A 20,120-nucleotide genomic window follows, 5' to 3' on the forward strand; every position below is an offset into this window, starting at 1 on the left:
CTGACCGGTATTCTCTATGATAGTTTTAAGCAGTGCTTACAACCGTGCGGTGAACTTTTCTTTAATTGTTTTTCAATAGGGCCAATGAAAACATGAGCGATTAATATTGGGTGGCGTTATGTCTGTATTACCGCATCATATACAAGTAATTGCTAAAACACCGGGACTTCGTTTCGATGAGGTCGAGGTGGTGGTGACACTGCCAACCTTTCGCCGTCCGGAGCACGTCATTCGGACGCTGGACACGCTCAATGCTCAGGTTACGAGCCGCCGCTTCGCGGTCGTGGTGATCGAGAACGAGGCGGAGGACCGGGAAGGCGCCAAGGTAGCGGCACCGCAGTTCGAGGCCGGGAAATATAACGGCATGCTGATCGTCGAATCCCATCGCGGCAACTGCAACGCCTATAATGCGGGCTGGCTGACGGCGATGACCTATTTCCCGAACTTCAAATATGTCATCGTCATCGATGATGACGAACTCGCCGATCCGGCATGGATCGAAAACATGGTGGCAACTGCCGAGCGCTATAACGCCAGCCTCGTTGGCGGTCCTCAGTATCCGATCTTTGAAAAGCCGGGTTCGGAAAAATGGGCAAGGCATCCGGTTTTCCTGCCGCATTACAGCAAGACTGGGCCGGTTCCGATCATATATTCGTCCGGCAATCTGCTGATTGCGCGCCCGGTTCTGGAAGCCATTGGCTACCCGTTCATGGACCTGAAGTTCAATTTTACCGGCGGCGGCGATTCCGATTTCATCAATCGCTCGCGGGCGAAGGGCTTTTCCATCGCCTGGTGCAACGAGGGGATCGTGCGCGAAACCATACCGGCCCGGCGGCTGGAGAGCGACTGGATTACCGCGCGCGGCCTGCGCAACGGTGTTCTGTCGACGCTGATCGAGCAACGCCAGCGCAAGGACGAGCCTTTCGGTCAGGTGCGCGTTTTTTTGAAAAGTCTCGCTCTTTTGGCTTATTCTCCGATCAAGGCGCTGCGGCGCGGCATCGCGGCGCGCTTCGTGCCGGTGGGGACCTATTTCATCCATATCGGGCTGGGTCGCGTCATGGCCCATTTTGGATATCTGAATGAGCAGTATCGCAACCCGGACAAGAACTGACGCGCGTTCCGATGTTGCGGCGCAAACGAACGTGCGGGCGACAGTCCGCACGATTGCGCTTGTTATCGCCACGATAACATTCTGCGTTCTGCTGATTTCCTTCCGCCCCTTCAATCCACTGAGCGCAGCGGCGAGCGGGGATACGTCAGGCGGCGGCGACACCATCAATCAGCTCGGTTTCGGCTGCCTCGGTGCCGTGGCGCTTTTGTCGCTCGCGATGTTTGCCGATCCGAAAAAGGTGGTCAAAATCGTCAGCCCCGGCTGGCTGCTGATGTTCGCCTTCCTGTTCGCATCGGTTTTCGCAAGCCCCGATCCGACGACGGCGATACGCGGCGTCTTGTTGACGATGATCGGCATTGTGACGGTTATCGCCGTCTTGAGCCTGCCGCAGGACGGCGACGCCTATTCCGCGATGCTGGTCACGGTGGCATCGATCGTGATCGTCGTTTCCTACGCGGGCGTCGTGCTTCTGCCAAATCTCGGCACCCACGGCGCCGACGCGCTGGAACCGCAAAACGCCTATCTCTGGCGCGGCGTCTTCACGCACAAGAACATTGCCGGGCCGGTCATGGCTGCCTTTGCCTTTGCCGGTGTCTATCTGTGGCGGCGCGGCTGGCGGGTGAGCGGGTTCCTGATAACCGTCTCCGCGTTGATCTTCGTTTCGCAGACCGGATCGAAAACGACGGCGGCGCTCGTGCCGCTTGCCATGCTGCTCGTGATAGGTCCCGGTCTTTTCGGCCTCCGCTTCCTCGCGCCGGTGGCAGTCTTCACGATCCAGTTTCTGCTCGCGCTGTTTACCTTCGGCACCGTCCTGTTCGAGCCGATGCGTCAACTCGTTCTGCAACTCGACGTCGATCCGACCTTTACCGGCCGCACTTCCATCTGGGCCTTTGCCGTGGAGGCGCTTTCCCATCGTCCTTGGACCGGCTTTGGTTATGAAAGCTTCTGGGGGACGCCGCTCGTGAAAGAGGCGGCGAACCCCTACTATCTCGATTGGGATGTGCGCGGCATCGTGCACGGGCATAATGGTTATCTCGATATCGCGGTATCGATGGGGATTCCGGCGCTGATCTGCGCCGTCTTCGTGATTATCGTCATGCCGCTGGTCAATTACGTGCGGTGCCGCCCGGTGCGGGAAAACCTCCTGCTTGCCGATTTCTTCCTGATGATCGTGTTCTTTGGAACGTTGAACGCCATGCTGGAAAGCTTTTTCTTTCGCCGCATGGATCCGGTCTGGCTCACGCTCGTCTTTGCGATCTTCGGCCTCAGGCTGACCGCGAAAATTATCATCCCGAAACGATAGAGCGGTTCCAGTTAAAACAGAATCGTAGAACCGCTCTATCTCATTGTTTACACGCATTATCCAACGCAAAACCGCCTCGCACTTTTGCTGGAAATGCTTTTAGCCGGAGCCACTTCATGAATATCGCAATCGTCGGGACCGGATTTGTGGCCGACTATTACATGACCACGCTGCGCAATTATCCCGAACTGAAGCTGCGCGGGGTCTATGATCGCTCGCCTGAACGGCTGAAAGCGTTTTGCGCGCATTATTCGGTCAGCGCTTATGAGAGTTTCGAGGCAGTCCTCACCGATCCAGACGTAGAGATCGTCGTCAACCTAACCACGCCCGAAAGCCATTTTGAAATCTCCCATGCAGCGCTTTCGGCTGGAAAGCATGTCTATTCCGAAAAGCCGCTGGCGATGAATTATGACGATGCGGAAGCGCTGGTCGCTTTTGCCCGGCAAGCGGGCCTCACGCTCGCAGCGGCTCCGGCAAACGGCCTTAGCGAAGCATATCGGCTGGTAGCAAGCGTGATCAACGGCATTGGCGTGCCGCGTCTCGTCTATGCAGAAATGGAAGACGGACCGGTGTTTCGTGACAAATGGTCAACCTGGCGCTCGCAATCGGGTGCGCCCTGGCCGGGCCTGCACGAGTTCGAGATCGGTTGCACGCTGGAACATGCAGGCTATGCGCTGTCATGGCTGGTGTCGCTGTTCGGTCCGGTTGAGACTGTTTCGGCGTTTTCCGCCATAACCTTTCCCAACAAGGGGCCGGGAACCGAACATCTGCACATGGCGCCTGATTTTTCGGTCGGCTGTCTCGTTTTCAAGTCGGGACTGGTGGCGCGCCTCACATCGGGGCTTGCGATGCCGAAGGATCGCAGCCTGACGATCGTTGCCGACAAGGGCTCGATCGTGGTGGACGATCTTTGGGATAATCGCTCGGCTGTCCGCCTTGAGCGCACGGAGGAAAAGCGCCGTTTTCTGGCGCGCCTGTTCGGTATTCTGGAAATGCGCATCGGCAAGTTTCTGTCATGGAAACCCACGGTCGGCACGAAGCTCTCCTATCCGAAGGCCGACAAGCGGTCGCTGCCGATGTATCCCTCGCAGATCGATTTCGTGCGCGGCATCGCCGATCAGGCCCGTGCGATCCAGACGGGCGACAAGGCGTTCTTCTCCGGTGATGTGGCGCTGCATATCACCGAAATCGCGCTTGCCCTGAACAATGCCGGCGAATATGCACAGCCTTACAGGATGAGAAGCAGTTTCTAGAGCATTTCCAGCAAAAGTGCGAAACGGTTTTGCGCAGGACAATGCGATAAAACAAATAGTTAGAGCGGAAACCGACCTAACCTTTCGACAGCACCTTGCGAACGATATCGGCAACGGCTGCACTATGGTCGAGTGGCATGATGGCACTGGATATCTGCCCGTCGCGCACCGCATCGCGGACCGCTTCGGCCTGAAAGAGCAATCCGTTGCCGGAAAAGGTGTAAGATTCGATTGTGCGGCCCGGCAGGGGCAGGCGGTTCATGACCTTGCCGAAAACACCCTTGCCGCCATTCGGTCCGAGCGACGACCGGGCAGCAAAGGCAGAAAACAAGGTCAGCCTCTGGGCTTTCAGAAATGGTGCGTGGATCAGGATCGTGCCCTTGGTGCCCTTGATCAGCATGCTGTTCTCGCCGTCACGGTCGAAGCCGCATGAGAGGCTGGCTGTCGCGCGCGGCCAGCCGAGCTGAAAATCCGTGCGCATGTCGACACCGCTTCTGGCGCGCTGCCAGCGACCATCGACATGATCCGGCAAGCCCAGGAAATACAATGCCAGCGAAACCGGATAGACGCCGAGATCGAACGCCGCGCCGCCGCCAAGCTCCGGGTTGAAAAAGCGGCTTTGCGGGTCATAGGCACGGATATAGGAAAGATCGGCTTCGATGCGCGTCACAGCGCCGATGCGACCGCTGTCGATATGCTGCTTGGCCGCCCGGATCGCGGGCAGAAAACGGCTCCACATCGCCTCCATGGCGAAGACGTTCCTTGTCTTTGCAGCCGCTTCGACCTGCCTTGCGCCAGCGGCATCCAGCGATAGAGGCTTTTCGATCAGGCATGGTCTGCCTGCCGCGATTGCCTGCATGGCCTGCAGCACATGCATGGCGCTGGGGGACGCGATATAGACGGCATCGATATCCGGATGGACCAGAAACTCGCCTGAATCGCTGAACGCTTTGTCAGCGCCGATGCGCCGGCGGAATGTTTCCGCGGTCTCCGCCGCCCGCGAGCAGACGGCGGTGACGCGCATCCCGGTGCTCGCCTGAATATCTTCGGCAAAGGCGGCGGCTATCGTGCCCGTGCCCCATATGCCCCAGCGAAAGTCCTTCTTTGCCTGCCTGTCCTGATTCACGTGCTTGCCCCGCAGCTTCATACAGGTGCTATATAGCTCATGTAATGCGGCTAACGAAGTTTCTTTGTCCTGTCAGGATGTCTTTCATAAAGATCGGGAGGTGGGTTTGATGAGCGGATTTGTCGTGGCTGTGGCGCGGGATGGGAAGCATCGTTTCTCCAAACAGCTCGTGCCGGAAATCCGCATCGTCACAGGGCTCGGCGTCGAAGGCGATGCGCATCAGGGCGTAACGGTCAAGCACCGTTCACGGGTGCGGGCAGACCCCACGCAACCCAATCTGCGGCAGGTGCATCTCATCCATGCCGAGCTTTTTGACGAGCTTGCCGAAAAGGGGTTTGATGTCGCGCCCGCCGATCTTGGCGAGAACATCACCACGCGCGGTGTCGATCTTCTGGGTTTGCCGCAAGGCGCTTTGATCAGGGTCGGCGACGAGGTTGTTCTGGAAACGACGGGGCTGCGCAACCCTTGCGCTCAGATAGAGAATTTCCAGACCGGGCTTCTTGGTGCTGTGCTGGACCGCACGCCCGATGGCGAACTGGTCCGCAAGTCCGGCATCATGACCATCGTTCTTGCAGGTGGCACGGTGAAGGCGAATGACGCGATCGCCATCGAATTGCCGCCGCTGCCGCACCGCAAGCTGGAACGGGTGTGAAAATCGCAAAAGACGGGCTTTTGGCGTGGGCTAACCGATTTAACAAGGCGATTGCACGGGCAAAACCGGTGATTTTCGTGACGGAAGGTCTATCAACTTTGCGTCATATGCCCTAGATCATCCCACAATAGGATACAGATTGACATGCGCTGCTGCCGAAATCCGGCTGCAGCCTATTCTTATCGGTTCGGCTTGTCGGCGTTCGATGTTCTGCATGTGTCTGGACGACGGCCGGTCGGTTGCATTTCTAAAGGGCACAAAATGGAAAAAGCAGATATCGGAATGGTCGGCCTTGGCGTCATGGGCTCCAACCTGGCGCTGAACATAGCCGAGAAAGGCTACACGGTAGCCGTCTACGACCGTGATGAGCCTGTGCTGAAAGCCTTCATCGAGAAGGCTGGCCCGCTGCGCGACAAGATCATCCCTTGCCCCACTTTCGAGGATCTGGCGGCCAATATCCGCAAGCCGCGCCCGATCATCTTCCTCATCAAGGCAGGCGCGCCCGTCGATGCTGAGACCACCCGCCTCAAGGCCTATCTTGAGAAGGGCGACATCATGATCGACGCCGGCAATTCCGATTATCGCGATACGGTGCGCCGCCTGAAGGCCCTTGGTCCCAACGATCCGACCTTTGTCGGCATGGGCGTTTCCGGCGGTGCGGAAGGCGCGCGCCACGGTCCGTCGATGATGGTTGGCGGCACCGAGGAAGCCTATGAGCGCATCGCGCCGATCCTGCTTGCCGCTGCCGCCAAATACAAGGACGAGCCTTGCTGTGCACTGGTCGGGCCGGATGGCGCCGGTCATTTCGTCAAGACGATCCATAACGGCATTGAATATGCCGACATGCAGATGATCGCCGAAATTTACGGCATCCTGCGCGACGGCCTCGGGCTTTCGGCCCCGGCCATCGGCGACGTGTTTGAGAAGTGGAATCAAGGCCCGCTCAACTCCTATCTGATCGAAATCACCGCCAAGGTACTGAAGGCAACCGATCCGGAAACCGGCAAGGCGATGGTCGACATGATCCTCGATGAAGCCGGTCAGAAGGGCACGGGACGCTGGGCGGCGATCGAGGCTCAGATGCTGGGCGTTCCGGCAACGGCAATCGAAGCAGCGGTCGCGGCGCGCTCCCTGTCGTCGCTGAAGGCGGCGCGTGCGCTTGCCGCAAAAGCCTACAATCCGGGCCAGCGCAGCCTCGATATTGCCGATCAGGCGAAATTCCTGGCCGATCTGGAGCAGGGGCTGCTGGCGGGCAAGATCGCCGCTTACGCACAAGGATTCGCGGTGATGGAAGCCGCCTCGCAGGAGCACGGCTGGAACATTCCTCTTGCCGAAACCGCCCGCATCTGGCGCGCAGGCTGCATCATTCGTTCGCAGCTTCTGGATGATATTGCTCATGCTTTCGAAGATAGCGAAAGCCGCAACCTCTTGCTTGCTCCCGCCTTTGTCGAGCGCATGAGCAAGGCTTCCAAGGGTCTTCGCCAGATCGTTGCCAAGGCAGCGCTCGCCGGACTGCCTTTGCCAGCACTTGGCTCGGCGCTCAGCTATTTCGACAGCTTCACGCAGGCGCTCGGCACCGCCAATCTCATTCAGGGCCAGCGCGATTTCTTCGGTTCGCACGGCTTCAAGCGCATCGACAAGGACGGGGATTTCCACGGTCCCTGGGGCTGAGATCTTTCGGTCCCTGACCCGCCTGCAAATGGCGTCTTTCTGCGATCCGGTGCTCACGTACTTAATGTACGCTGCGCTCCGGTTCTCGAAAGCCACCATTTTCGGCACGTCATGAACCGAAATCTCATCAGCCCATCACGCGCGTCATCAACAACAAAGCCGCCCTCGGGCGGCTTTTTGAGATTCTGAGATATAGTCTACTATCAGTCTTGCATTCTCCATAGAGTATCAGGGTCCAATTTCTATTATCGGTTCCGATTTGCAAGCCACATCGATAACATGGTTCAAGCAAACAATCGCATAATGTTTGATGCTTGGACCATCTTCGAAATCCCAAGTTTTCTTGTCCACAAATTCGAGAAACCGGGATGATTTGTATGTGCGTAGCAAGGAGGAGTAATCTTCAGTCTCCTCGACAAGAGCGTGTGTTTCATCCGTTACAGAATAAAGAATATATCCCTCAAATGTTATTTTGAAAGCGTTGCAGGTTTCATCGACAGAGATTGGGAAAACCGGAATATCGCCGCTATCAATCTCGGGCAACCCGGTAGCAATCGGTGTGGATTGTGCTTTGGCTTCTACGACATGGATAAGAAGACTGTGGTCAGGGCCTGTTTCCGCTTTATCAAGATATAGATACTTACATTCATTGAGCTTAGCGCTAGCTGAATGTTGATGTTCCATTTCATTTTCATTCGAAAAGGGCAGCAAGAGATTCTAATCCGCCAGGACCAGAAGATCGCGTGAGGCGAAATGCACGGTCACCTTGTCGCCGCGCTGCGGCGGCGGATGAGTCGGATCGTTGAACGTGTCGAAAGACAGGCGGTTCTTGCCAAGCGCCACGCGTGTGCGGATGACGGAGCCGAGGAAATGTACGTCCTCAATGGTCGCATCCAGCGAGGTATCGTGGCTCTTGCGCGCCTCGAGGCTGACGGCTTCCGGGCGTAGCGCAAGCGTCAGCTGCTTGCCCTTCGGATGATGGTCGAGCTTTTCCTGCACGGTGATGGTGCGTCCGTCGAGCTCTATGCTGTTCTGCCCCGGTTCGCTGACCGAGGCTTCCAGCATGTTGAGCGTGCCGACGAACGACGCCACAAAGCGCGAGGCAGGGCGGTTATAGATGTCGAAAGGCGAGCCGATCTGGTCGGCGCGGCCCTCATGCATGACCACGATTCGGTCGGAAATCGACAGCGCTTCTTCCTGATCATGGGTGACGAAGACGGTTGTGATGCCAAGCTTCTGCTGGATGGCGCGGATTTCCTCGCGCAAGCTGATACGGATTTTCGCATCAAGTGCGGATAGCGGCTCGTCGAGCAGGAGAACCTGCGGCTTGGTGGCGAGCGCGCGGGCAAGCGCGACGCGCTGCTGCTGGCCGCCGGACATCTGATAGGGATAACGGTCTGCCAGATGGTCGAGGCGGATGAGGCCGAGCATTTCCTTCACCGTGGCGTCGATTTCCGCCTTTGGCTTTCCCGCGACGCGCAGGCCGAACGATACGTTCTGCGCGACCGTCATATTGGGAAACAGCGCATAGGCCTGAAACACCATGCCGATATTGCGCTGGTTGGGCTTGAGGTCCACCACATCCTTGCCGTTGATTTCGATGGCGCCGCTGTCGGGCATCTCGAAACCGGCGATCATGCGCAGAACGGTGGTCTTGCCGCAGCCCGATGGGCCGAGGAAGGAAACGAATTCGCCCTTCTCGACGGCGAGGTTGAAATCGTGGACGACGGTATTGGCGCCGAAGCTCTTTTTCAGGTGCTTGATATTGAGAAAAGCCATGAATCTTACCCGGCGGTTGTCTTGAATTTATTGAGGCGCGACACGAGCTGCAGCATGATGATGCTAAGCCACGTTATGCCAAACGAAATGATCGCCAGCGCCGACGGTTCGTAGGCGCGGTTTGCGCCGACCAACTGCAGATAGGGGCCGAAGGCCGGGCGGTTCAGAAGCGAGGCCAGCGTGAATTCGCCGATGACGATGGCGAAGGTGATGAATGCGCCGCTCATCACGCCGGAGATCACATTCGGGAATATGACCTTGAACATGATGCGGCCCCAGCCAGCGCCAAGGCTTTGGGCGGCTTCCGTCAGCGTATTGACGTCGATGGTGCGCATTGCCGTATCGACGGCACGATACATATAGGGCAGCGAAAGCGTCATATAACCGAACATCAGCAGGACGTCGGTTGCCCGTGTCGACGCCGTGAACGGCAGCCATGACGACGAGTTGTAGATGCGCAAATATCCGAACACGATGACGATGGCCGGAATGACCAGCGGCAACAGCGTGATGAATTCCATCACCGGGCGCAGTTGCGGCAGGCGCAGCCGCACCCAATAGGCGGTCGGCACCACCAGAAGCACACCGAAAACGATGGTCAGCAGGCCGAGCAGGATCGAATAGCCGAAGGTCGCCTGGAAATTCGGATCGGAGAACACGACGCGATAGGCATCGAAGGAATATTCGCCGCGTCGCATGCGCAGCGAGAATTCGAATGTGCCGATCAGCGGCACGAGGAAGTAGATCGCGCCAATCAGGAAGGCGATCCAGGCACCGATCTTTTGGGCGTTGATGCCTTTCTTTTTCATCGCTGCCACCTCTCGGCGCGAATGCGCAGCCAGATATAGATGAGGTTCGAAATACCCGTAATGACGATCATGCCGAGCGCCAGTGCGTAGCCGAGGTTCTGGTTATGCAGAACATCGCCGCGGATCTGGGCAAAGAGCAGGATCGGTACGATGTTGAGCGAGGAACCCGTCAAGGCGTAGGCGGTGGCGATGGCGCCGAAGGCATTGGCGAACAGCAGAAGCGTCGTGCCGAGCAGGCTCGGCCACAGGATCGGGAAGGCCACCATGCGCCAGTATTGCGCGGTGGTCGCACCCAGAATGGAAGATGCCTCGCGCCATTCCTTTTTCAGCCCGTCGAGCGCAGGCGTCAGGATCAGCACCATCAGCGGTATCTGGAAGAACAGATAGGTCAGCGTCAGGCCGAAGAACGAGAGCAGGTTGAAACCTGTCGCATAGAGGTTGAAGCCGAACCATTCCCTGAGGAGGATCGTCACGAAGCCGGTTCGACCCAAGGTGGCGAGAAAGGCAAAGGCAAGCGGCACGCCTGCGAAGTTCGAGGCAACGCCCGAAAAGGTCAGTACAGTCGGGCGCAGCCACGATGGCAGGTTGCCGAGAACGACTGCCCAGGCCAGAAAGAAGCCGATGATCGCGCCGCCGATGGCAGAGGCCAGGCTGACCTTGATCGATATCCAGTAGGCGCTCATGATCTGCGGCTGAAACAGATCATGGATGTTCTGGAGCGTGAAGTTTCCCGCCGGGTCCTGAAAGGCGCCGATGATGAGATACATCGTTGGCCAGATCAGGAAGAGGATGGCGAAGAGGAAAAACGGTGTCACGCCAAGCCAGGACAACGGGAGCCGGCGCTTGCGCACTCCGCTGGGGGCTGATGTTTCGGCTATTGAACTCATGCGTTCTTTCTTTGGACCGGTTCCCGGCAGAACGGAACTGACAGAACCATTCCGACTTCTTGTTTATGTCTTGCAATCAGCGGGGCCGTCATTCGCCCTGGCGGAATTTGCATTTTTGCTGTCTGCGCATCCTGTTTGCCAAAGAGCACTGCGCTGCTTGGCAAACAGGACCGGCAAGCCGAATGAAAGCCAGTTTGATATCGCGCCGACCGTTTGGGGCCGACGCGACATGTGTTCGATGCGACAGAGCGCTTACTGGACGTTTGCGCCCACGACGCTGTCCCATTCCTTGGTGATCGTGGTCTGTGCGGCCTCGATCTGTTCCAATGTCGGGAAGATTGCCTTTTCATAGGCTGCTGCCGGCGGCAGCTTGTCGAGCAGTTCCTGCGGGATCTTGCCAGCCTTCGCCATCGCGTTGAAGCGGATCGGGTGGCAGTAGCCCTTCAGGTAGCCGAGCTGGCCTTCATCGGAGTAGATGTGTTCCATCCACAGCTTCGCAGCGTTCGGATGCGGTGCGTAGGCGCTGATCGCCTGGACATAGACACCCGCAATGACGCCCGTCTTCGGAATGACGGTTTCGATTTCGGGATTGCCCTTGAGCGTGTCGCGATCGGCAAGAGCGTTATAGTCCCAGCGGATGACGATCGGGGTAGAGCCCTGCGCCAGCGAAGCGGCCTTGCCGATGACCGGAACGAAATTGCCGTTGGCATTCAGTTCCTTGTAGAATTCGAGGCCTTTCTTGCCGGCTGCTTCGCCCGGCTCGCCGCCACGGGCGATACCGGCTGCGTGAACGCCGAGAATGGCCTGTGCCGAAACGCGCGGGTCGCCCGCAAGCGCAACGGAATTGGCGTAGTCGCTCTTGAGGAGGTCTTCCCAATCCTGTGGGATGTCCTTGACGATGTCCTTGTTCACTTCGAAGGCGAGGACGCCGTAATAGTCGCCGTACCAGTGGCCTTCAGGGTCCTTGGCGCTATCCGGGATTTCGTCCCACGTCGCGACCTTGTAAGGCTGGATCAGGCCGTCCTTCTTTGCCGAAGCGCCGAAGGCAAAGCCCACGTCGATGACGTCGGGAGCCTGAGGGCCCTTGTTGTCCTTGTTGGCCTTGATGGCTTCGACTTCATCACCCGAGCCGGCGTCAGGGTTCAGTTCGTTGACCTTGAGGCCATACTTGTCCTTGAAGCTCTTGATGATTTCGCCATAGCCGCACCAGTCGTGCGGAAGTGCGATGGTGGTCAGTTCGCCTTCTGCCTTGGCAGCGGCAATCAGTTCGGCTGACGGTTCTGCAGCGGCGATGGAAACCCCGGCAACGGCGATTGCCGTCGAAAGCGACAGCAGACGCGCTGTGTAGCTAAGCATTGTTTGACTCCCCTGTTTAAGGTCCGGCGAACGCCCCCGGTCGATTCCGGTGCTCGCGCATTCCCGATACCCGCCCTACATGACGGTTGGATGACAGTTTGTGTCTTGTCACAAACTGTCATCGGTGGAAAGTGAAACACGTTTTCAGGGACTTAGCAATTCATCCATTCGCGGGAGCTGCATTTTTATGACAGGAAATGTGACAGCAAATTCGTCGTTGTCATAATTTTGCGAGAGGCTTTTCCCTGCGCGACAAGGGTTTGTCTTCGCGCGGCATCACGGTCGAATATCTGCGATAAACGAAAATTTCTGAAAGATGATCGAACCCTAATAGGTTTCGTATGAAATTGGGAGGCGGAGAGCTAATGCCCTCCACCGCCACCGCCGACCTGCTTGGGTTTGCGCAGCATGATGGCGCAGACGGCAAGCGAGCAGAACATCATCGTGAGGATGAAAAACACGTCGATGAAGGAGAGGAGCGTGGCCTGCTGGCGCACCATGCCGGAAAGCTTGGAAATGGCGATGGTCGCGCCGTCCATGCCGGCGGCATTATACTTGGCGGTCAGATTGGCGAGCATCTTCTCCGCTTCGGCATTGCCCCAGCGAACATGTTCGGCCAGCCGCTCATAGTGCATGTCGCCGCGCCGGGTCAGGATCGTATTGATGACGGCAAGACCGACCGCGCCGCCCAGATTGCGCGTCAGATTGAAGAGGCCCGATGCATTCTTAAGCAGCGATGGCGGAAGCGTACCAAGCGCCAGATTGTTGATCGGCACCATGCAAAGCATGAGCGAACAGCCGCGCAGGATCTGCGGCAACAGCAATTCGTAGAAATCCCAATCGGCGGTGAGGCCGGTTACCATCCAGGTGCCGGCCGCAAAGCCGAGAAAACCGATCATCATCATCAGGCGCGGGTCCATCCTGTTGGACAGGAATCCCGCAACCGGTGCGGTGAAGAACATGGCGAGACCACTGACGAACAGCGCCTCGCCGATCATGAGGGCATCATAGCCCCGGACACTGCTCAGATAGAGCGGATAGAGATAGGTGAGGCCATAAAGTCCGACGCCCATCACGAAGGAGAATAGCGAGCCGAATGCGAAATTGACGTTCTTGAAGGCACGCAAATCCACGATGGGCTGTTCCGCCGTAAATGCCCGGTAGAAGAAGACGATGCCACCGACCGTCATGACGATTGAAAGGAAGAAGATCGCATCGTCCTGCAGCCAGTCGTTGCGCGGGCCTTCTTCCAGCACATATTCCATGGAACCGAGGAACGCGGCCATGCCGACAAGACCCCACCAGTCGAACTTGCTCAAAAGCGAGCTGTCGCCTTCGTCAAAGTCGATGAGGTTCCATGCAGCGATGGTGACGAGAATGCCGGGACCGACATTGACCAGAAACAGCCAGTGCCAGGAAAAGGCGTGGCTGAGATAACCGCCGACCGTCGGGCCGATGGTGGGCGCAAGCGTCGCGACCAGGCCGATCATAGGCGAAACGATCGAGCGCTTGGAGGGCGGGAAGATGGTGAAAGCGGCCGCGAACACGCTCGGGATCATGCCGCCGCCGATAAAACCCTGAATGGCGCGGTAGACGATCATCTGCTCGATGTTCGTCGCCGTCGCGCAGAGCATGCTGGCCAGCGTGAAGCCCGCCGCGGAGATGGTGAAGAGCACGCGCGTCGACAACAGGCGTCCCAGGAAGCCCGACAGCGGAATCATGATGACTTCCGCGATCAGGTAGGACGTCTGGACCCATGAGATTTCATCGGAACTGGCGCTCAGGCCCGCCTGGATTTCCGCTAGCGACGCCGAGACGATCTGGATGTCCAGGATCGCCATGAACATGCCGAACACCATGGCCAGAAAGCCGATGGCCTTCTTCGGGTCTATGCGGTCATCTGCCGGGACCATCGGCCCCATTGTCGTGTCTGCGGCCATGACGGCGCTCTCCGGAATGGAAGAGAAAGGCGGCGCGAAAACCCGTCTCGTCGCCGCCATCTGTTATTTCAAGTCAGAGCGGTTGCCGTCTTAACAGATCGCTGGAACCGCCTATCTATTTGTTTGCCGCATTTCCGAACGCAAAACCGTTTCACACTTTTGCTGGAAATGCTCTAGCCCAAAGGGCTCGATCAGTCGGCCTTTTGCTCGGGGGCCGTACGCGTATCGATATCGACCACGACGCTGAGACCCGCGCGGATCTTGCCGGATTCGAGTGCTTCCTTCGGGATCATGATGCGGACAGGAACCCGCTGCACGATCTTGGTGAAGTTGCCGGTCGCATTTTCCGGCGGCAACAGCGAGAACACGGCCCCGGAAGCCGGGGCGATGGAGGCAACCTTGCCGTCGAACTTCGTGCCGTCGATGGCGTCGACATAGATATGCGCCGTTTCGCCGGTCTTGATGCTTGCGAGCTGCGTTTCCTTGAAGTTGGCATCGATATAAAGCTCGTTGACCGGAACAAGTGCGGCAATCTTCTGGCCCGGCGAAACGAGATCGCCCTTCTTGCCGGACAGATTGCCGATCACCCCATCGAACGGCGCGCGCAGCGTGGTGAAGGAAAGATCACGCGCAGCTTTATCGCGAGCAAGTTCAAGCGATTTCGTGGAGCTTGCCGCTTCACTATACTGAGCTTCCAATACGGCGACATTTGCCTTGGCGGAAGCAATCTGCGCGTCCGCACCGGCCAGCTTGGCCCGCGCCTGATCCAGCGAGGACTGGGCATTGTCGAGTTCGGCCTGGGCGACGAAACGGGTCTCGTGCAGCTTTTGCACGCGGGCAATGGTGTTCTGCGCGTTGGTCAGGACAGCCGTTGCGGCCTGCTTGTCGGCATTGGCCTGGAGAAGCGCTGCTTTCGCGGCGTCAGCCTGGGCCTGGATGCGCGCCAGCGTTTCCTTTTGTGTCGCGAGTTTTGCCTCGGCTTCGTCGAGTGCGATCTGGTAGTCGCCGGCATCGAGCTGGAAGATCACATCGCCAGCCTTGACCTGCTGGTTGGCGACCACCGGGATGTTTTCGATATAGCCGGTCACTTTCGGCGCGATGGAGGCGATGTCGCCCTGCACATAGGCGTCGTCGGTCGAAACCATGAACCGTCCGACCGTCCACCAGTCATAGGCGAACCAGAGACCACCCGCTACCGCGACCGTCAGAATGCCGGGAAGCAGGACACGTTTGCCGAAGCCTTTCTTCTTGCCGCCCTTGGCTGTTCCCCCGGTTTCCCTGGGTTCGGCTTCCTGCGGGTTCGGCACCGTATGGGGCTGCGATCTCTCGCTCAGCGGCGCCTCATTCGTCGCCGGCTGGCCGGTCGAGGCAAGGTTTCGGGCATTTGGAAAAGGTCGAATATCGGCCTGGTCAACAGATTTCGGGGCGGACATAGGGAAGCTTTCTATATATCCTGCGGACTGAACCGTTTGGTTCGATGTTGACATAGATCAATGAGAGGCTCATATCAAGAGTATATCGAACCGTTTGGTTCGAAAAAAGTTACGAGTCGCTAAAATGAAACCGGATCGCAAGAAAAGAGGACCAGTGGAAGAGAAGATGGATGATCGCAACCGGCACGATGAGAGCGCTATCGGCTGGCCTGACGGTGATCGGTCTTCCGGAGACAAGGCCACTATTTGCGGTCAGGATACGGAATGCGGCCGCACGCGGCTCGGCGCGGGGCAAGATCCGGCGAAGCGCCGCCAGATACTGGAAGGCGCGCAGAGCGTTTTCCTGCGCATGGGCTTCGACGCCGCCAGCATGAACGACATCACGCGCGAAGCGGGCGTGTCGAAAGGCACTATCTACGTCTATTTCAACAGCAAGGAAGATCTCTTCGTCGCATTGTGCGAGCATTATCGCCACACAATGTTCAGCGAACTGATCGATAAGCTCGACAAGGGCTTCGATAACCGCCAGGAGCTGATAGACTTCGGCATGGCGCTGGTGACGCTCATCACCTCGTCGACCGCTATCCGTGCCCAGCGAATCGTGCTGGGCGTGAGCGAGCGCAAGCCGGAGCTCGCCGCACGGTTTTACGAACGCGGCCCGAAGCGCAGCCTCGTGGTAATGGCTGAATATCTCAATCAGATGATCCGGAACGGCAAGCTCAAGCCCTTCGATGCCGACCGGATGGCTTATCAGCTTTCCGATCTCTTTCTTTCGGGCCTGTATCGGCCGCGCCTGTTCGGTGCGATTGCGGAGCCGCCTTCGGAGGAAATGATTCGCAGAAACGTCGAATTTGCAGTCGACTTTTTCTATCGCGCCTATGGCAATGAGGAAGGTGTTCTGAAATAGAACAGATGGGCGGACAATTATTCCCGCATCAACAAAACTTTACCGGAAAGCTAAATAAGTCCTTAATTGAGCCTTAATTCGGCGGCGCTCTTGTGTGCAATTCATTGCCATAGATTAATTGTGGGTTGTCAAAAGCCCGTTTTTTTATGTCACTAATACACAAGATTGAATGGGCTTCAGGCGCCGATTCGCCAACGTTTCAAACTAGGTAATAAATCGCCCGCCAGCATCAAGGACATTATAATAATGACACTCGATCTGATTCACTTTCCGAATTTTAAAAAGACATTTTTTGGCACGTCATTCCAGAGCGATACGCTGGCTCTGCTGACACGAATTCGCGACGAGGTCGGTTGCCGCCACATCATACACACCTATAAGGGGCGCATGGGCGATTGCACGAAAGCCAACGCCTCTGACCTCACCGTTGTGATGACCATCCCATCCAACTGGGCGGCACGCTACTCAACCAAGAACTACTTCGTTATCGATCCGATCTTTCAGGAAGACGCGCCCTATTTCAAAGAGGACGTCAGTGGGATCGTCCGCGATCTTCAGGAGGACGCCAACCAGTGCCCGGCTATCGCCGAAATGCTGCAGGATGCGGAAAAGCATGGATTGGGCAATATTTTCATTGCCGTTTCCGCCCGCAGCCAGAAAGGTGCGCCTGGCTGTTCCCTGTTCAGCTTCGAGATCAGTCCGGATGAGGACCGCGAGCAGTTTGTGGCCAAGCTTCGCCCACGCCTGTTGAGCCTGTCGGGCATCATTCATTCCGCCCTGTGCGGCTGCAAGGATGTCGCGACGGTCGCAAGCCTTCTGACCCCGCGCGAGGTGGACTGCCTGCGCTGGGCGGCAAATGGCAAGACCGACGGAGAGATCGCGGAAATTCTGAGCATCGCACGTTGGACGGTGGTGACTTATCTCCAGAACGCCAAGATCAAGCTCAACTGCTCCAACCGTACGTCGGCTGTTGCGACGGCGCTGTCGCTTGGCATCATCGAAATGCCGGAAGTCCACCATCTGAGCTGACGTTACCGGTCCTAGAGCATGTCGCGGAAAATTGGGAACCAGTTTTCCGCTCAGGACATGCTTAAAAACAAACACTTAAAGCGTGTGCCTGAGTGCGATTGAAGGCAATGCTCTTATGGAGACAAAAATACCGGATGTTTCACGCATCCGGTATTTTGCAGCATTTATTCCGTCTCTTTCCTCTCAAGGCGGCTCCCCGCTTCCAGGCGAGGTGCTTCAGGCTCTTTTCCTGAGCGGCAGGCGTGCGGCGTCAAATGCGTTGGCAAGCCTCGCCGTGTTCTTCGCCGGGTCTTCGTCGGCGTCCTCGAATGCGATATGGTTCAGTTCCACACCCGCCGTCTTGTCGGTCAGCGTCAGGCGGAAATAGGCATAGACGCCCTGATTGCGAAACTCCATGTCGAGCACGACAGCAGGCGGCGATTGCCAGTCGCAGCGATATTCCCCGCCGTGGCCGAGTTCCAGCGTGCCGGGGAAGAAATAAAGCTCCGTCGCCGAACTGACGATATCGGCGATATTGGCAAAAAGCTCGCAGCGAATGAAGGCAATGTAGTCGGCCGGATCGACCAGACGAAGATCGGCTGCGACTTCGCGCAGGTTCCCGGCAATGATCGCCTCACGCTCGTTAGAGAATTGCAGGCTTTTCATGGTCTCACCGCCAATCTGGGGAACAGGCTGTCACTGTTCTGAAACATATAAATATCATGGTTATCCATCAATGTAATGCATGCCGCGTATTGATGATCCGGATAAGCTCGGCCACGGCCTTGTAGAATTCCGGTGCGATCATCTGGTCGACATTGACCTGTTTGTAGAGCGCGCGCGCCAGCGGAACGTCCTCGAATATCGGGATGGAATGCTGTGCGGCGATCTCTCTTATCTTGAGAGCGATCAGATCCTGCCCCTTTGCCACGACGATAGGGGCTGCATCCTGATCAGGCTTGTAGCGCAGTGCTACGGAAAAATGAGTCGGATTTGCGACGATGAGCGTTGCCGTCGGCACGGTGTTGATCATGCGGCGGCGCGCACGGTCACGGCCGAGCGAGCGCAGGCGCGATTTGACCAGCGGATCGCCTTCCGACTGCTTCAGCTCGTCCTTCACTTCCTGCCGCGTCATGCGCAGTTCCTGCCGCCAATGAATGCGTGACCAGGCAAGGTCGAAACCGGCAATCGCGGTAATGGCCAGCACATTGGCGACGAGTAGGCGCACCATGTTCTCGCGCAGAAATTCCGGCAAGGCGCTCGGATCGGAAGCGACGGCATCGGTGAAAAGGCTGTTGCCGCTGAAGAAGACGACGAAGACGATGACGCTCGCCGCCAGGAACTTGGCCAGCGACTTGAGAAATTCCACCTGACCGGCGCGCCCGAAAATCCGCTGCCATCCCTTGAGCGGGGATATGCGGGACGCTTGCGGACGGATGCGCTCGCCGACGAAGCGCGGTGCGTTCTGGAACGCGGAGGCGGCAATGCCGGCAAGCGGAATGATGATGAACACCGGCACCAAAGCCGCACCGACGGCGAGCGCCAGCACGCCGAACAGGCGGCTCGCATCCTCTGCGCTGTTCAAAAGCCAGTCCTCGGGGCGGTCGATCAGCTCTCGCAGGAAGACGGCCAGCTTCGTGGTGGCAGGTGCTGCGACAAAGACCGCGATAATCAGAAAGGAAGCGATACCGGCGAGGATCGGCGTTTCGCGGGAGAAGGGCATATTGCCCTTTTCCAAGGCGTCGCGGATCTTCTGCTCGGTCGCTTCTTCTGTTTTGCTTTCCTTGTCGGCATCATCGGCCATGCGTCACCCTGGCATTAAGCAGCGGTTTCGCTGGCATCGAGGGTGATGATGCCACGCTCGGAAAGATCGATGGCGATACGGGCTATCGTGCGCCGGGCATCGGCAATGTTCTGCGCGGTGATGTTGCCCTGTTCCGCGCCCAGTTCGGTTTCCACCATGCGGCGGCCACGGGTCGAGAGCGAGGAAAGAACGAGTTCCTGAAGCCTTGTGTCCGCTCCGCGTAGCGCCGTTGCGATCTGTTCCGTCTGCACTTCATCGAAGAGCAGCAGGCGCGCGCGCTGCGACAGGCGCTCGATGTCTTCAAAGGTGAAGAGCTTGGCCTTGATGCGGTTGAGATCGTCGCGGTTGAGGTCTTCAAGGCTCGCCATCAGTTCTTCCATCTCGCTTCTGTCGAGCTGGTTGAAGATGTTGGCGATCTGGCCGTGATGGGCCTTGACCGGACCGGAATCGCTGCGGCCCAGAAGATCGCGGCGCAGCACGTCTTCAAGAAGTTCCGCCGCCGCTGGCGCCACATTGCCAATATGGAGCGAGCGCTGCACGACGGCATTGCGCAATTGCGGCGGCAGGACGACGAAGAGCCGGGCTGCGAGGTCGGACGGCAGCTTCGACACGATATAGGCGATGATCTGCGGATGCTGGTCGGTCAGATAGGCTTGCAGGCTTTCTATCGGCAGGCGTGCGAGCTGCACCCAGACCGATTCCTGAACGAGCTGCGGCTGGACACGGTCTTCCAGAACCGCGTCGACTTCTTCCTGCGGCAGCGTTTCGCGCAGCAGGCCTTCAAACCGCTGGGCGGCTTCCGAAACCGGCGCGCCTTCGGCAAAGGAATCCTCGAATTGCTTGACGAGATGTTCGAAGTCGAGCGGTGAAATCGGCTCCAGCGTGCGGGCATGGCCGGCAAGCTTGCGCAGGTCCTCGGCATTGAAATGCTTGAGAAGGCGCGCGGCGGCAGGGCGACCGATGGCAACGAGGATCGCCGCCGCCTTTTGCGGGCCGGTCAGCGTATCGACGAGGCCGGTCGCGCCGCCTTCGATGTCTTCCGCAAGCGCTTGCTGTTCATTGTCGGCCATGGTCACGTCCG

General features: G+C 58.0%; 18 protein-coding genes. 7 read left to right on the forward strand and 11 right to left on the reverse strand.

Annotation, left to right across the window (positions count from 1 at the left end; translation table 11 throughout):
• Window positions 1–118: 118 nt before the first annotated feature.
• The 3 genes from J9800_RS17495 to J9800_RS17505 all read left to right on the forward strand — a co-directional run bounded on the left by J9800_RS17495 (window position 119) and on the right by J9800_RS17505 (window position 3,667).
• Window positions 119–1,111 carry a glycosyltransferase family 2 protein gene (locus tag J9800_RS17495; RefSeq protein WP_114216430.1) on the forward strand — a complete coding sequence of 331 codons (993 nt, stop codon included), beginning with the start codon at window positions 119–121 and terminating at the stop codon, window positions 1,109–1,111.
• Complete coding sequence (locus tag J9800_RS17500; protein ID WP_114216429.1) at window positions 1,080–2,414, forward strand: O-antigen ligase family protein; 1,335 nt, start codon at window positions 1,080–1,082, stop codon at window positions 2,412–2,414. Before J9800_RS17495 ends, J9800_RS17500 begins: the two co-directional genes overlap by 32 nt.
• Before the next feature lie 116 nt (window positions 2,415–2,530).
• The gene (locus J9800_RS17505; protein WP_114216428.1) at window positions 2,531–3,667 is read left to right on the forward strand and encodes a Gfo/Idh/MocA family protein; all 1,137 of its coding nucleotides are present in this window, start codon (window positions 2,531–2,533) and stop codon (window positions 3,665–3,667) included.
• Window positions 3,668–3,743: 76 nt separating this feature from the next.
• Here J9800_RS17505 and J9800_RS17510 read toward each other — a convergent pair whose 3' ends face one another.
• A complete protein-coding gene (locus tag J9800_RS17510) occupies window positions 3,744–4,793 on the reverse strand; it encodes a Gfo/Idh/MocA family protein (RefSeq protein ID WP_114216602.1) in 1,050 nt (349 codons plus the stop codon).
• 109 nt (window positions 4,794–4,902) lie between these two features.
• Here J9800_RS17510 and J9800_RS17515 point away from each other — a divergent pair, with 109 nt between their 5' ends.
• Window positions 4,903–5,445 carry an MOSC domain-containing protein gene (locus J9800_RS17515; RefSeq protein ID WP_114216427.1) on the forward strand — a complete coding sequence of 181 codons (543 nt, stop codon included), beginning with the start codon at window positions 4,903–4,905 and terminating at the stop codon, window positions 5,443–5,445.
• 261 nt (window positions 5,446–5,706) lie between these two features.
• Window positions 5,707–7,116, forward strand: a complete 1,410-nt coding sequence (gene gnd, locus J9800_RS17520; protein WP_114216601.1) for an NADP-dependent phosphogluconate dehydrogenase — start codon at window positions 5,707–5,709, stop codon at window positions 7,114–7,116.
• Between the two features lie 228 nt (window positions 7,117–7,344).
• Here the strand turns inward: gnd and J9800_RS17525 are convergent, their stop codons facing one another.
• From J9800_RS17525 to J9800_RS17555, 7 genes are all read right to left on the reverse strand, one after another.
• A complete protein-coding gene (locus tag J9800_RS17525; RefSeq protein ID WP_114216426.1) occupies window positions 7,345–7,800 on the reverse strand; it encodes a hypothetical protein in 456 nt (151 codons plus the stop codon).
• Between the two features lie 33 nt (window positions 7,801–7,833).
• The gene (locus tag J9800_RS17530) at window positions 7,834–8,895 is read right to left on the reverse strand and encodes an ABC transporter ATP-binding protein (RefSeq protein ID WP_114216425.1); all 1,062 of its coding nucleotides are present in this window, start codon (window positions 8,893–8,895) and stop codon (window positions 7,834–7,836) included.
• 5 nt (window positions 8,896–8,900) lie between these two features.
• A complete protein-coding gene (locus J9800_RS17535; protein ID WP_112591953.1) occupies window positions 8,901–9,704 on the reverse strand; it encodes an ABC transporter permease in 804 nt (267 codons plus the stop codon).
• Complete coding sequence (locus tag J9800_RS17540; protein ID WP_112591955.1) at window positions 9,701–10,591, reverse strand: ABC transporter permease; 891 nt, start codon at window positions 10,589–10,591, stop codon at window positions 9,701–9,703. The genes J9800_RS17535 and J9800_RS17540 overlap by 4 nt, the downstream gene beginning before the upstream one ends.
• A 252-nt stretch (window positions 10,592–10,843) precedes the next feature.
• Entirely contained in the window at window positions 10,844–11,947 is a 1,104-nt protein-coding gene (locus J9800_RS17545) for an ABC transporter substrate-binding protein (protein ID WP_114216424.1), read from the reverse strand.
• A 362-nt stretch (window positions 11,948–12,309) separates the two neighbouring features.
• Complete coding sequence (locus tag J9800_RS17550) at window positions 12,310–13,887, reverse strand: DHA2 family efflux MFS transporter permease subunit (protein ID WP_112592044.1); 1,578 nt, start codon at window positions 13,885–13,887, stop codon at window positions 12,310–12,312.
• Between the two features lie 191 nt (window positions 13,888–14,078).
• Window positions 14,079–15,320: an HlyD family secretion protein gene (locus J9800_RS17555; protein ID WP_114216423.1), complete on the reverse strand. Its 1,242-nt coding sequence runs from the start codon at window positions 15,318–15,320 to the stop codon at window positions 14,079–14,081.
• 166 nt (window positions 15,321–15,486) lie between these two features.
• Here J9800_RS17555 and J9800_RS17560 point away from each other — a divergent pair, with 166 nt between their 5' ends.
• Both J9800_RS17560 and J9800_RS17565 read left to right on the forward strand, forming a co-directional pair.
• Window positions 15,487–16,227, forward strand: coding sequence for a TetR/AcrR family transcriptional regulator (locus J9800_RS17560; RefSeq protein WP_114216422.1), 741 nt, complete (start codon window positions 15,487–15,489; stop codon window positions 16,225–16,227).
• A gap of 246 nt (window positions 16,228–16,473) precedes the next feature.
• The gene (locus tag J9800_RS17565; RefSeq protein WP_112591961.1) at window positions 16,474–17,256 is read left to right on the forward strand and encodes a helix-turn-helix transcriptional regulator; all 783 of its coding nucleotides are present in this window, start codon (window positions 16,474–16,476) and stop codon (window positions 17,254–17,256) included.
• 216 nt (window positions 17,257–17,472) lie between these two features.
• Here the strand turns inward: J9800_RS17565 and J9800_RS17570 are convergent, their stop codons facing one another.
• The 3 genes from J9800_RS17570 to J9800_RS17580 all read right to left on the reverse strand — a co-directional run bounded on the left by J9800_RS17570 (window position 17,473) and on the right by J9800_RS17580 (window position 20,109).
• Complete coding sequence (locus tag J9800_RS17570) at window positions 17,473–17,901, reverse strand: BspJ family T4SS effector nucleomodulin (protein ID WP_114216421.1); 429 nt, start codon at window positions 17,899–17,901, stop codon at window positions 17,473–17,475.
• Window positions 17,902–17,968: 67 nt separating this feature from the next.
• Window positions 17,969–19,039, reverse strand: a complete 1,071-nt coding sequence (flhB, locus tag J9800_RS17575; protein ID WP_112591964.1) for a flagellar type III secretion system protein FlhB — start codon at window positions 19,037–19,039, stop codon at window positions 17,969–17,971.
• Between the two features lie 14 nt (window positions 19,040–19,053).
• Window positions 19,054–20,109, reverse strand: a complete 1,056-nt coding sequence (locus J9800_RS17580) for a flagellar motor switch protein FliG (protein WP_114216420.1) — start codon at window positions 20,107–20,109, stop codon at window positions 19,054–19,056.
• Between the last annotated feature and the right edge of the window lie 11 nt (window positions 20,110–20,120).

The sequence above is a fragment of the Ochrobactrum sp. AP1BH01-1 genome (assembly GCF_018066705.1).
GTDB lineage: Bacteria > Pseudomonadota > Alphaproteobacteria > Rhizobiales > Rhizobiaceae > Brucella.